The sequence below is a fragment of the Mucilaginibacter sp. genome, assembly GCF_039207105.1.
In the GTDB taxonomy this organism is placed as follows: Bacteria; Bacteroidota; Bacteroidia; order Sphingobacteriales; family Sphingobacteriaceae; genus Mucilaginibacter.
This window is the reverse complement of record NZ_JBCECK010000136.1, coordinates 1-13,670: the sequence shown is the minus strand read 5'-3', so window position 1 is coordinate 13,670 and position 13,670 is coordinate 1. Positions and strand designations below refer to the sequence as shown.

General features: G+C 43.7%; 11 protein-coding genes. 8 read left to right on the top strand and 3 right to left on the bottom strand.

The window, feature by feature from the left end; all coding sequences use genetic code 11:
• Positions 1–80 precede the first annotated feature (80 nt).
• On the bottom strand, positions 81–1,739 hold the full coding sequence (locus AAGC65_RS20425) for a L,D-transpeptidase family protein (protein ID WP_343114311.1): 1,659 nt from the start codon (positions 1,737–1,739) through the stop codon (positions 81–83).
• A gap of 426 nt (positions 1,740–2,165) precedes the next feature.
• On the opposite strand from AAGC65_RS20425, the gene AAGC65_RS20420 reads away from it, so the two are divergent.
• Positions 2,166–2,810 (top strand): redoxin domain-containing protein, encoded by a 645-nt coding sequence (locus AAGC65_RS20420; protein WP_343114310.1) that lies wholly within the window; start codon positions 2,166–2,168, stop codon positions 2,808–2,810.
• 70 nt (positions 2,811–2,880) lie between these two features.
• On the top strand, positions 2,881–4,329 hold the full coding sequence (locus AAGC65_RS20415; RefSeq protein WP_343114309.1) for an NAD(P)/FAD-dependent oxidoreductase: 1,449 nt from the start codon (positions 2,881–2,883) through the stop codon (positions 4,327–4,329).
• Between the two features lie 52 nt (positions 4,330–4,381).
• Here the strand turns inward: AAGC65_RS20415 and AAGC65_RS20410 are convergent, their stop codons facing one another.
• Together AAGC65_RS20410 and AAGC65_RS20405 are read right to left on the bottom strand one after the other, a co-directional pair.
• Positions 4,382–5,932 carry an alpha-L-arabinofuranosidase C-terminal domain-containing protein gene (locus AAGC65_RS20410; protein ID WP_343114308.1) on the bottom strand — a complete coding sequence of 517 codons (1,551 nt, stop codon included), beginning with the start codon at positions 5,930–5,932 and terminating at the stop codon, positions 4,382–4,384.
• Positions 5,933–6,017: 85 nt separating this feature from the next.
• Positions 6,018–6,599 (bottom strand): TlpA disulfide reductase family protein, encoded by a 582-nt coding sequence (locus tag AAGC65_RS20405; RefSeq protein ID WP_343114307.1) that lies wholly within the window; start codon positions 6,597–6,599, stop codon positions 6,018–6,020.
• Positions 6,600–6,987: 388 nt separating this feature from the next.
• Here AAGC65_RS20405 and AAGC65_RS20400 point away from each other — a divergent pair, with 388 nt between their 5' ends.
• The 6 genes from AAGC65_RS20400 (at position 6,988) to AAGC65_RS20375 (ending at position 13,205) form a co-directional block, all read left to right on the top strand.
• Complete coding sequence (locus AAGC65_RS20400; RefSeq protein ID WP_343114306.1) at positions 6,988–7,923, top strand: hypothetical protein; 936 nt, start codon at positions 6,988–6,990, stop codon at positions 7,921–7,923.
• 30 nt (positions 7,924–7,953) lie between these two features.
• Positions 7,954–9,516, top strand: a complete 1,563-nt coding sequence (locus AAGC65_RS20395; protein WP_343114305.1) for a phosphatase PAP2 family protein — start codon at positions 7,954–7,956, stop codon at positions 9,514–9,516.
• Between the two features lie 23 nt (positions 9,517–9,539).
• Positions 9,540–10,340: a hypothetical protein gene (locus AAGC65_RS20390; protein WP_343114304.1), complete on the top strand. Its 801-nt coding sequence runs from the start codon at positions 9,540–9,542 to the stop codon at positions 10,338–10,340.
• A gap of 105 nt (positions 10,341–10,445) precedes the next feature.
• Positions 10,446–10,910 carry a RidA family protein gene (locus AAGC65_RS20385; protein WP_343114303.1) on the top strand — a complete coding sequence of 155 codons (465 nt, stop codon included), beginning with the start codon at positions 10,446–10,448 and terminating at the stop codon, positions 10,908–10,910.
• Positions 10,911–11,026: 116 nt separating this feature from the next.
• On the top strand, positions 11,027–12,133 hold the full coding sequence (locus tag AAGC65_RS20380) for a D-TA family PLP-dependent enzyme (protein ID WP_343114302.1): 1,107 nt from the start codon (positions 11,027–11,029) through the stop codon (positions 12,131–12,133).
• Position 12,134: 1 nt separating this feature from the next.
• The gene (locus AAGC65_RS20375) at positions 12,135–13,205 is read left to right on the top strand and encodes a membrane dipeptidase (protein WP_343114301.1); all 1,071 of its coding nucleotides are present in this window, start codon (positions 12,135–12,137) and stop codon (positions 13,203–13,205) included.
• Positions 13,206–13,670: the final 465 nt, after the last annotated feature.

Sequence of the window (13,670 nt, the reverse complement as noted above, 5' to 3'; positions counted from 1 at the left end):
TTAATATCTAAAGCTAATTCTGTTACCGAATTACTTGACCTTTACAGCAATGACATTGTTTTTTGTGTTCGACAGTTTTTCTAATAACTTCCCTTTCCTGATAATATCATCGATGCCAGCTGGCCATCCCGGTTATAAATATCCTTGCGGAAATTGAGTTTATTGGCACGATCTGTAAACGCGGTAAAGTAGGCTATAAAAACAGGCACCTTTTGTTTAAGCGTTATTTGCTGTTCCTTACCCAGGTGCATGGCTTTGTTAATGCGGGCGGCAGTCCAGGTGGTATCATATTTTAGTAAAAAAGAGGCAAGCTTAGCAGGTTCGCCCACACGAATACAACCATGACTGAATGCCCTTGACGATTCGCCGAACAATGATTTTGATGGTGTATCATGCAGATAAATACTATAACTGTTCGGGAACAGAAATTTAACCAGGCCCAATGAATTTGCCGGACCGGGCTTTTGCTTAATTACCGGCAAGCCGTTTTCTTTCCCGGTAATGATCATGTTATGCTCATTTACGTAATTCGGGTTTCTTCTCATGGCAGGCAATACTTCCGCTCGAATAATGCTTTCGGGCAGATTCCAGTACGGGCTGAAAACCACGTATTGCATCTCGCCATAAAAAATAACGGTCTGGTGTACCTTCTGGCCAACCACCACATTACAGCTCCATAGTAAACTATCGGCATGGTAAACATGTAGCTTAAATTCGGGGATGTTCACCGCTAAATAATCAGTGTTCAGGCTTACGGGTAGCCAGCGACAACGTTCCATATTCACCATAATTTGCTGTATCCGTTTTTTCAATGGCACGTTTAATTCAGTAATAGTACCGGCACCGGCCACGCCATCTGCTGTAAGCCCATGCCTTAACTGAAACTGTTTAAATGCCTCTTTCAACTCATCGTCATATACAGTGCTTAAAGTATCGCCTTTAAAATCTTCCAGTTTGTAAAGCCGTTTTTTGATGGCCGGTATCACCCCGGCAGAATCACCAGGCTTCAGCTTTTGATTAACAACGATAGGATTCCATTTTTCTGTGGATTCCAGTTGGCGGTATTTGGCCAGAAAATTCTTTAAAAGATCATACTGCCGGTAAACCGGTTCGGATATAGCATTAGCACCGCCTTTACCTGGCTTTTTCAGCAGGCTATCCAGATAATCATTGTATGATACCTTTTTACGCGGCAGGTACCAGTTGATGGCCCTGCTTACCGAATCGCTCATACCCTGAAAAGCCAGTTTGGAAAAAACAAAATATTGGGCAGTGAGCATCAACTCGGTAGTGATATTGCTTTTAGCCTCTTTGGGTTTAGGATGATTATCAAACACCAGTGAATCTAATGATTTTGGGTAGGGGATAGCTTTATATATGCCTTCGTTTTGCAGGTGGTTCAGCCTGTCGGCCAGGTTACCAGCCTGCTCAATCAATACATTGTTAGCATACCAGGCATATGCGAATTTACGCTTGCTGTAAAAAAGGTTAATGTCGGGAGCGTAGGCATTAAAGTCAGGATACTTTTTCAGGAATACGGCTATCTGTGAGCTGTCAAAAACGGCTTCGGTTTGGTTGCTGAAGTTTCCGGGAATGGTTTTATTCCAGTCCTTTACTATTTTCTTCTTTACAGAATCAACTTTTGATATGGTGTGTTTTACATTCTGCTTGCAGCCAAAAACTATTAAGATAAGGCTGGTTATGAATAATTTAGAGAAGAGGTTTTGCTTCCGCAGCATAAGTATTTTTGCGGGAAAGATAGTAAAACAAAAAGAAATAAAAATATTTTCAAACAATGTATACTAAGTTTATAGATATTATAGTATATTTGTTTCGTAATCATCAAACACATGCAAGGCAGAACCTTAACATACCAGTCAAATCCCTTTTTAAATCGTAACGATTTAAAGAAGGTAATGGTCATGTGTTGCTGTTGTTAAGCTATCATTTTTAGCTACCTCTCCAATAATCTCCAATTTACTGATCCCATTATTTATTATAATTTTTTATGAACACTTATCTGGTTAATTTACTGAACATGCCTGCCGACGGCAGATTGTTGTCCAATTACCATATAGCATACGGATTATGCAGTTGTTGCCACTGATCGTCAAAAATCACCGCTTTAATAAAGTACAATCCGTTAAATTTTCATTCAAAAAAAAATGCTAATCACTAATCATAATAAATATCCATTTTTTGATCTGTCAGAAATTGTTGTTGAAAACGATATTCCATTTAAACCTTATCAGGCCTTAAAACCTGTTAAAGCAGGCAATTATGTGCCTGGTTTTAAACTACACCATAGCTACAGCCATTGGCAGCAGTTTTTTAATGGCGCCGAAACGCATGGCCCTATTTCATTAAGACATTTGCTTAACAAACCTTTGGTTGTCGCTTTTTACTCGCAACACTGGCGCGGACAGGGTGATACCTTGTTAAAACAATTGAATAACCTGCAGCATGAAATCAAAGCCAGCGGCGGCAACCTGCTCATTGTTAGCGACGAACGTACCGACGAACTGGAAGCCAAAGCATGGGAAAACAGTTTCACGCTTAATTTTTACCATGACGAGAATAAAGAGCTTGCCCGTGCTTTCCGGATATTTTCTGATGATGCGCCTATATGGGACAGGTTCTCGGGCATTGATGTGAACGTTCCTTTACTGGCAACTTATGTTATCGACCCATCAAAACAGGTGTTATACAGCCATATTGATCTCGACTTTTTAGGTACTTTTTCTGGTGAGGATATTGTTTCGACCGTATATGAGTCGGCCCTGATCGCCAATAGCAGAAAATCAGCATAACCTTGACCGTATAATTACCGGGCATAGCATTTATTTAAATACCTTAGAGGTGTAAATACCTCCCGGATACATGAAGCTTGAAAAACGCGATTACGATGCCATCATAGTTGGCTCGGGGCCAAATGGCCTGGCTGCCGCCATTTTAATGCAGCAGCAAGGTTTGTCGGTTTTATTGCTGGAAGGAAAAAATGAAATAGGTGGGGGACTGCGTTCGGCTGAACTTACTTTGCCCGGTTACCTGCATGATATATGCTCGGCTATACATCCTCTGGCGGCAGCTTCGCCCTTTTTTGAAACACTGCCGCTGGCACAGCACGGCCTCCAATATTTATACCCCCAAATAGCAGCCGCGCATCCGTTTGATGATGGCTCGGCTGCTATTCTGACACAATCTATAGAAAAAACGGCACGGCAATTTGGCGTTGATGAACAGGCTTACCTGAAGCTGATCAAACCTGTGGTTAAAAACTGGCCGTTGATAGCTACCGATGCCTTAGGGCCGCTGAGTTTTCCCAAACATCCGCTGGCGATGGCTCAATTTGGGCTGAAGGCGCTTACCTCAGCTTCGTTTTTACAAAAACGGTTCAAGGATAAAACCGCCAAAGGTTTATTTGCCGGGATGGCCGCTCATGGCATCCAGCCTTTAACCAATATAGCTACATCGGCTATAGCGCTGGTACTTACCGCGCAAGGGCATTTAAAAGGCTGGCCGGTACCGCGTGGCGGGTCAAAGCAAATAGCTGCCGCGCTGGCATCTTATTTTATCTCCATTGGCGGCAAAATCGAGACTGATTTTTATGTAGAATCATTAAGCCAACTGCCATCGACCCATGCGGTTTTGTTTGATATTACTCCCAAACAGTTATTGAAAATAGCGGGCCACAAATTTTCATCATTGTATAAATGGCAACTGGAACGTTACCGTTATGGTATGGGCGTATTTAAGATCGATTGGGCACTTGACGCGCCTATCCCTTTTAAAAATGAAAGTGTTAAACAAGCCGGCACCGTGCACATAGGTAATACCTTTGAAGAGATAGCTACCGGCGAGCAACAGATATGGGAAGGCAAACACCCTGACAAGCCTTTTGTGCTGCTGGCACAGCAAAGCCAGATCGATCCATCAAGGGCACCGGCAGGCAAACATACCGCCTGGGCGTATTGCCACGTACCAAACGGTTCTGAAAAAGATATGACCGCTGTTATTGAGCAGCAGGTGGGGCGTTTTGCACCCGGCTTCCGGGATACCATATTAGCCAAACATACTTTTAATACCGCTCAGTTAGAAGAGCATAACCCTAATTATATTGGCGGCGATATTAATGGGGGCGTAATTGATATTGGCCAGTTATTTACCAGACCGGTATTGCGCTTATCTCCTTATAAAACATCTGCCAAAGGGCTTTATATCTGTTCATCATCCACACCGCCGGGCGGCGGCGTACATGGCATGTGTGGTTACCATGCCGCTAAGAAAGCATTAAGTGGTATTTTTAATATTCAGGTAAAGCCGTTATAAAACAAAGCCGCTAAGCTTTAAGGCTTAGCGGCTTTGTCAATTTTAGTGTTTATTAATTCAATTCCAGTGTTACCACTGATTTTGCAGGGAGAGTAACTATCAGTTTATCGCCATCTTTTTTGGCTCCTGTAAAATTGTTAAGGTGTATTTTGTTCGGATCTTTAAAGGTGTTTACATTGGTAACATTGGCTGATGTTAATACCTGGCCAGTTGCGGTACTCCATTTGATATCTTTAAAGCCGGTTGTTATAGTTATCGGTTTATGAATGTCTAAATTAACCAACGAGATGTGCACCTTACCGGCAGCATCCTGCGAAGCTGAGGCATTTACAGCCGGGATCTTCTTTCCGTCAACCTCGTAATCCGGGGCATCTAATTTAATAGGTAGGTATTTGGCATCCTGATGAACTTTATACATATCAAATATATGGTAAGTAGGGGTCAGGATCATTTTTTCTTTGTCGGTTAGCACCAATGCCTGCAACACGTTAATGGTTTGGGCAAGGGCGGCCATCTTTACACGGTCGCTGTGATTATTGAAAATGTTCAGGGTAGTGGCAGCGATCAGCGCGTCGCGCAGGCTGTTTTGCTGGTATAAAAAGCCCGGATTGGTGCCCGGTTCAGGGTCTGTCCACACGCCCCACTCGTCAACTACCAACGCTACATGTTTTTCAGGGTCATACTTATCCATAATGGCTGAGTGCTTGGTTACCAGATCTTCCATTTTTAAGCAGTTAACCATTGTATTAAAGTATTCCTGTTCGGTAAATTCCGTAGCCGAACCCTTTTTACCCCAATGGCCGGTTGGTATGGTATAATAATGCAGCGATAAGCCATACATCATATGCAGCGGGACATTTTTCATTAAAACTTCCGTCCAGTTATAATCATCAGAATTTGGGCCGCTGGCTATTTTTTTAAGTTTGGCCCCGGGGTAATCCTTAGCGAAAGAGGCATAACGCCTGAACTGATCGGCATAAAACTGCGGTGTCATATTGCCGCCGCAGCCCCAGCTCTCGTTGCCAACTCCCCAAAAAGTAACTTTATAGGGTTCTTTATGTCCGTTTTTTACACGGGTTTGCACTACGGTGCTGGTACTGTTAGAGTTCAGGTATTCTATCCATTTTGACATTTCATCTACCGTACCGCTGCCCACATTGCCCGCTATATAAGGTTCGCAATTAAGCAGGTTACATAGTTCCAGAAATTCATGTGTGCCAAAGCTGTTATCTTCGGTTACACCGCCCCAGTTGGTATTTACCATACGCGGGCGCTGTGCTGGCAGACCAATTCCATCGCGCCAGTGATACTCGTCGGCAAAACAGCCGCCGGGCCAGCGCAGGTTAGGGATCTTGATTTTTTTTAGGGCGTCAACAATGTCCAACCGAATACGATCCTGCTTTTTTACCGGTAGGTTTTTATCAACCCAAAAACCGTCATAAATGCCATGCCCCAAATGTTCGGCAAATTGGCCGTAAATGTGCCTGCTGATGGTTGTTTTTGAATCGTTACTTACAGTGAGCGTTGCCGTTTGGCCAAAGCAAATGACCGGTATAAGGCAAAGTGCCAAAATACCCGGGTAAAAAAACAGGTTCCTTTTCATGAAAATGTGGTTAGTAATTAGTTATGTAAATAAAGCAAAAAAATAATTAATAAGTGTGTAAATAACAACTATTAATTAAGCGGCTTTATTTATTCAGAGAATTTAAAAAGGCCATAAATTGATTATTACTGTAATTGGCTGCACCGATGTGCCGGTATACCATTTCGCCGCGCTTATTAAATACCAGGGTGGTGGGGATGGTTCCGTCCATAATATTATCCGGAATGCTGCTGGCCAACGTGTGCATAGGCAGGTTGAGGTTGTGTTTCTGCATAAAGGCCAGGGCTTTGGTGTAATCGTTATCTACATCAACTATGATGAAAATAACATCATTATTGTTTTTGAACTTGGCGTATAGCTGATTTACTGATGGCATTTCGGCAATGCAGGGCGGGCACCAGGTTGCCCAAAAGTTGATGAAAATAACTTTACCTTTTAAATCAGCCGTGTTAATGGCTTGTCCTTTGGCATTGCGAAAGGTAATGTTAAACGGTTCAGCCAATGTTTTTTTTGAGGCTGATACAGGTACATTGGGCTGAAAGAAACCGATGTTCATGAGTCCCCTGATCAGTAAACCCTTGGCAGCAGGATTGATGAGTATAACAATTATCATAACCGTAAATAGCCCGTTTAAAATATTACCCGTAGTTATTTTCTTGTTGATCATTTTCAGGAGTTAATTGGGTGCAAGTTATTACGTTAAACAGTAAGTTTTAATAAAATAATCATATAAATAAGGTTAAGAAATTAATTAAGTAATGGCTTTGTTACATAATTGCAGATTCTGTTTGTTTTTGTGAATCTGGTACATATATTTACGATAATTATAATCCTGTTTATTAACGAGTTTTATCGAAATAAGGTAGCGTATTATCACTAAGTCTCTTATTATTTAATTCATGCAGATTTAGCAATACGATAGCTTAGTTATTGTTGTAGTTACAATATGCGATAGTATACCTATGCGTTTGTATTGAATAATTATGCATCAAACATGAATTGTGTGAGCTGTTTTAAGGGATTAATCTACTTTTTGAATTGACTTTATTATTTATATGATTAAACCCTTACTGCCGTATTTTTACAAATGTTGTCTGGCCATTACCTGCTGTGTAGCTTTTTTTCAAGAGGCGCAGGCCCAAACAGAGTCCGACGCGCTCATGATTCCCAAAAATTACTTTTGTGCCGCTGCACTGTACACCCATAACAGTTGGGATCATTATTGGGAAGGCACGTTTAAACGCGATAACCTGAACCTGGGTACCGTAAGCTCTAATGTGTACAGTCTTGGTGGTAATTATGGTTTATCAAACCGTATTAACCTGTTATTTATGGTACCGTACGTAACAACCAATGCGTCTGCCGGAACTTTGAGGAGCCAGCAAAATTTTCAGGACCTGAGCGCTGCCGTTAAATGGATGGCCATCAAAGAGGAGATAGGCAGGGGCTTATTTAGTTTTCACGCCATCCTGTCCGGATCTATCCCTTTAAGCGATTATCAAGCCGATTATTTGCCTTTATCAATTGGTTTACGAAGCAAAAATATAGCCTTGCGTGGTTTGCTCAACTACCAAACAGGCCGATTCTTTGTGGCCGGTGCTGGGCAATATGTCCGCCGGAGTAATATTACTATAGACAGGAACTCCTATTACACCACAGAAATGCACTATACCAACGAGGTGCAAATGCCTAATGTGACCAATTTCCTGATCAGCTCCGGTTACCGCAGCTTAAAATTTAACGCCGAGGCCGTGTTAACCAAAATGACAACTATAGATGGTTTTGATATCCGAAAAAATGATATGCCGTTCCCGAGCAATAAAATGAACGCAACAACAGCCGGCGTGATATTAAAATACAGTTTTCAATCCATCAGCGGACTGGAACTTACTGGTGGCGGAAACTACGTACTAAACGGCCGTAACGTAGGGCAAACCCGCAGCTTTTTTGCCGGTGTTTATTACGTTTTTAGTACCGTAAAAGAAAAATAAGTGCCGATTCCATTATTGATGACTATTAACATGAAAAGAAATTTACTCCATATAATCCCAGTCGGCATTTTTTTAGGAACGGCTATTTTAGGCACATCCTGCAAAAAAGATATTGTTGATCGTAATACATTATACCCTGCATTGGCGCCAACCAACCTCGACTTAAATGCCGATACCTGGAAACCGGTGCTGTTAACCAATTTTAACGGTTTAACGGTTGCTGCGCCTGATGCATTGACATCGCCTGCGTACGTTGCAGATATTAACGAGATCAAAGCCCTGCAAAAAAATCTGACCGAAGATCAAAAGGCCTCCATCAAATACTGGAGCGCGGGCTCGGTATTAAGGTGGAACGAAATATTGCGCCAGCTGGTAGCCAAGCATAATGTGGCCCCTTATCAAAATCCGGATGGTACTTATCCGGCACCTAACTCGGCCAATCCGTTCAATTATCCGGAATTTCCGTTCTCCAACCCGCCATACGCGGCGCGCGCCTATGCATACATCAGCGCGGCGCAATATGATGCGCTGATTGCAGCATGGTATTTCAAAAATCAATATAAACGCACTGCGCCCTATAAGAACGATTCGGGCATACAGGCGCTGGTTCCGGACTCGGAGCTGCCATCATACCCAAGTGAAGACGCTGTGGTTGCGGGTACCACTGTGGAACTCATGAAGCTTCTTTTCCCTACAGAGGTCGCGTTCATTCAACAAAAGGCTGATGAAGCTAAGTTGTACCGTATTATGGCGGGCGCAAATACCCGTGGCGAACTGAACGCGGGTGAAGCTTTGGGTAAACAGGTAGCAGCGGTATTTGCCAACCGGGCCCGTAATGATCGCGCCGGTAAAGCTATTGGAACCCCCGATATATGGAAAAGCTTTGAAACGGCCGCCCTTGCCAAAGGCGAGCAATTCTGGATCAGTTTAGAAACACCAAAACGGCCACCTATGCTGCCTTTGTTCTCCAAGGTTTTGCCCTTTTTGTTTGATACGCTTACCGTAGTGGCTATCAGGCCTCCGGCACCATATTTAACTAACTCACCTGAGTTTAAAAAAGAAACGGAAGAGGTATTGGCATTCAGCAAGAACCGTACCCGTGAGCATGAAGAGCAGGTGGCTTTTTGGGCCGATGGTATAGGTACGTATACGCCCACCGGTCACTGGAATGCTATAGCAGCTGACGAATTTGTAAAACAGAAGTATAGCGAAGTACGCTGGGCCCGCAATTTCGCATTATTAAATATGGCCGAAATGGATGCTGCTATAGTTTGCTGGGATACCAAGTATTTTTACTTTAATCAGCGTCCGTCGCAGGCAAATCCTACCATAAAAACATTGACTGGTGTGCCTAACTTCCCAGCTTACACATCGGGGCATTCTAATTTTAGCGGAGCCGCGGCTACGGTGCTCACTTATTTGCTGCCAGATAGGGGTACAAAATTTACCGATCTGGCTAATGCTGCGGCTATGTCAAGGTTATACGGTGCCATACACTACCGCAGCGATTGCGAGGTGGGGCTGGTTACCGGTAATAAGGTTGGCCAGTATGCCGTTGAAAGGGCTAAAACAGATGGGGCGGATAATAAATAGTAACAGAATTTTATTGTAATAAAATGTCGCGTTTAACTGTAGATCAAAAAATATATTTTACGTTACGATTGGCCGTGGCCATGTGTTTTATAGGTCATGGCGCATTCGGTATTATCACCAAACCCATCTGGTGTAATTACTTTGCGGTGTTTGGCATAGGGCAAGCCGATGCCTACACTTTAATGCCTATTGTGGGAACGGTAGATATATTGATGGGCATATCTATGCTTGTATATCCAACACGAATCATTGCAGCCTGGCTGGTTGTGTGGGGGATAGCTACAGCTTCTATGAGGCCATTATCTGGCGAGCCCTTTGCTGAGTTTATAGAACGGGCCGGCAATTTTGGTGCGCCATTAGTATTGTTAATAGTACAGGGTGGTATAAAAATACCTTTAAAACAATGGTTTAAAAGGATGGATGATCAGGTAGTTATACCTCCGGCATCATTAACAACCGTTATTAACTGCCTAAAAGTATTCACGTTTTTGCTGCTGGCCGGACATGGCTGGCTCAATTTTATCCAGAAACAGGCTCTGATAAATCAATATCATGCTTTAGGTTTTACCGATCCGGCTAAAACCGCGCAAATAGTAGGCGTATTGGAAATTGTGGCCGCTGTATCCATCCTGATTAAACCATATAAAAACCTGATACTGGTACTGGTGATCTGGAAAATAGCCAGCGAACTTTTTTATCCGCATTATGAGGTATTTGAGTGGATAGAGCGGGGCGGGAGTTACGGCGTGCTGCTGGCTTTATGGTTCGCTGTAAAGCGGTCGCCATTGGCAGTTAACGCATTTAATATCAAACCTGTGGTATAAGTTGTGAAGGTTTAAATATTCATTATCAATAAGGTAAAAGCCGGGAGCCAAAAGTCCTGGCTTTTTGTTTATTATTTATTGCTTAATCTTTATAATTTTACCTTCATGAACACTCCAGAACAAAACTTCGCGGCGCTGGGTTTAAACCTGCCGCCTGCACCAAAGCCGCTTGGCGTTTATAAACCATGTTTAGTTGATGGTAAATACCTGTATCTATCAGGTCACGGACCGGTACAGGATGATGCCTCATTAATTATTGGCCGTATTGGTGATACCGTTTCGCAGGAAGATGGCAAACTGGCCGCGCAGCAAGTTGCTTTAACCATGCTGGCTACTATCAAAGCCAACATCGGCAGCTTTGATAAAATTAAAAGAGTGATCAAAGTTTTGGGTATGGTTAACTGTACGCCTGATTTTGAAAAACATCCATTTATCATTAACGGAGCCAGCGAGCTTTTTGCCAAAATTTGGGGCGAAGAGAATGGTATCGGTGTCCGCAGCGCTGTAGGTATGGGCTCGTTACCTGATAACATCCCGGTTGAGATTGAAGCTTTATTTGAATTAGCGTAATTATAGTTTTAGGAGTTTTGAGTAATGAGTTTTGAGTGATCCTTATTTGAGGGAGATTTCTATAAAATATTAATAACTTAAAACTCCATACTCACAACTCATTACTTAAAACCCCAATGAACTGGTTTACCATTGATAAGCTGGATAAGCTGGATACTCCGGCTTTGGTTGTTTACCCGGATAAGGTAAAGGCCAACATTGATCTGCTTAAAACCATGATCGATGATGTTACCCGCTTGCGGCCGCATATCAAAACATTTAAAAACAGGGAAGTTACCTTGCTGCTGATGGCGGCGGGTATCCATAAGTTTAAATGCGCCACCATAGCCGAAGCCGAGTTGCTGGGTACCTGTAAAGCGCCCGATGTGCTGCTGGCCTATCAGCCGGTTGGCCCCAAGTTAAACAGGTTTATTCAAGTAATAAAGACCTACCCGGACACGCAGTTTTCGTGCCTGGTTGATAATGCCAATGCCGCCAAAGAAATATCCGACGCGGCCGAAGCTCAAAGGATCAAGATCAACGTATACCTTGATCTGAATGTGGGTATGAACCGTACCGGTATAAAACCGGGTTTTGAGGTGTTACAGTTATATATGGACTGTGCCGTACTGCCTGGATTAAACCCAGTTGGTTTGCATGCTTATGATGGTCACATTCATGATGTTGATCTGAAAACCCGTGAGGAGCGTTGTAATGCCAGCTTTGAACCAGTTTTAAAGCTACAGCAAGACATTGCTCAAAAAGGCTATCCTGAACCCGTTATTGTTGCAGGCGGGTCACCTACTTTTCCAATTCACGCTAAACGCGCAGTGATTGAATGCAGCCCCGGAACTTTTGTTTATTGGGACAGAGGCTATCAATTAGGTATGCCCGAGCAGCCGTTCTCTCCTGCGGTATTAGTCATAAGCCGGGTAATATCATTACCGGGCGATGGTTTACTTTGCTTGGATGTGGGCCATAAATCTGTAGCTGCAGAGAATGAACTGAGCAAACGTATTTACTTTTTAAATGCGCCTGAGCTGGTGCCTGTTGGTCAGAGCGAAGAACATTTAGTGGTAGATGCAGGCAAAGGTCATACCTATCAGGTTGGCGATGTACTGTACGGTATACCACACCATGTGTGCCCAACTGTTGCTTTATATGAGCGTGTTTATACTATTGAAAATAACGAACTTAATGGCGAATGGCTAAATGCCGCGCGCGACCGTAAAATAACTATCTGATATGTTGATAATTGATGCCCATCTCGACCTGAGCATGAACGCCCTGGAGTGGAACCGCGACCTTACCCGCCCGCTTGATGAAATTAACCGCCGCGAAGAAGGCCTTACTGATAAGCCAGATCGTGCCAAGGCTGTGGTTAGTTTGCCCGAGCTGCGCAAGGGTAATATTGGTTTAGTGGTAGCTACCCAGATCGGGCGTTTTGTAGCGCTTGATAATCCGCTGCCGGGCTGGCACTCCCCAGAGCAGGCCTGGGCGCAAACCCAGGGACAGGTGGCCTGGTACAAAGCTATGGAAGATGCCGGCGAAATGGTACAGGTAAATAACCTGGCATCGCTGGAAAAACATCTGCAATTCTGGAACGATGGGCAACCAACAGATAAAAAGCCGGTTGGTTATATTTTGAGTCTGGAAGGAGCCGATTCTATAGTAACCGTACAACATCTGGAGCGCGCATATAATTATGGCTTGCGTGCTGTTGGCCCGGCTCATTATGGCCCCGGCAGGTATGCACAGGGTACCGATGCTACCGGTTATATGGGCCCTAAAGGGCATGAGTTGCTGAAAGAGATGGAGCGCCTCAATATTATTTTAGATGCCACCCATTTATGCGATGATAGCTTTTGGGAAGCACTTGATCATTTTAATGGCCATGTATGGGCAAGCCATAACAACTGCCGGGCGCTGGTAAATCACAACCGCCAGTACAGCGACGAAATGATCAAAGCCCTGATTGACCGTGGTGCGGTAATTGGCGCAGCTCTTGATGCCTGGATGATGGTGCCTAACTGGGTTAGGGGGCAATCAACTCCAAGGGGCATGAACTGCAATTTAGAGGTAATGGTTGACCATATTGACCATGTGTGCCAGATAGCAGGCAACGCCCTGCACATAGGTATGGGCTCTGACCTTGACGGCGCTTTTGGCCGCGAACAGTGCCCGTACGATCTGGAAACCATTGCCGATCTGCAAAAAGTACCTGATCTGCTCAAAAAACGCGGTTATACCGATCAGGATATCGAAAATATGATGCACGGCAACTGGCTGAGGTTTTTAAGAAAAGCCTGGGCGTGACGACTCACCCGTTCTACGCTTCGCTGGACCACCCTCTCTTCGCCTGCGGCGGAAAGAGGGCAGGAAAAAAGATGATGGATAAAAGATAATAGAAATTATTGCTTCACCCTCTTTCCAGCGAAGCTGAAGAGAGGGTCGACAAGCGTAGCAATGTCGGGGTGAGTCGAATCACACTTCAATCCTCGCACCCCATACCTCACACCCCGCACTCCTTCACACAACATTCTTCATGTTCATGTAAAACAAACCATGCATTTGTTTAACTTCATTAAATAAAAACATACTTTGCATATGCATGCTTAAAGGCGGCATAACGTAAGAATTTTTACCATGAATGCAGAACAATCAAGATTAAAAGATGCGGGTTGGAAAAAATGGGGGCCCTATGTGAGCGACCGCCAATGGGGAACCGTACGTGAAGATTATAGTGCCAATGGCGATGCCTGGAGTTATATAAACCATGAT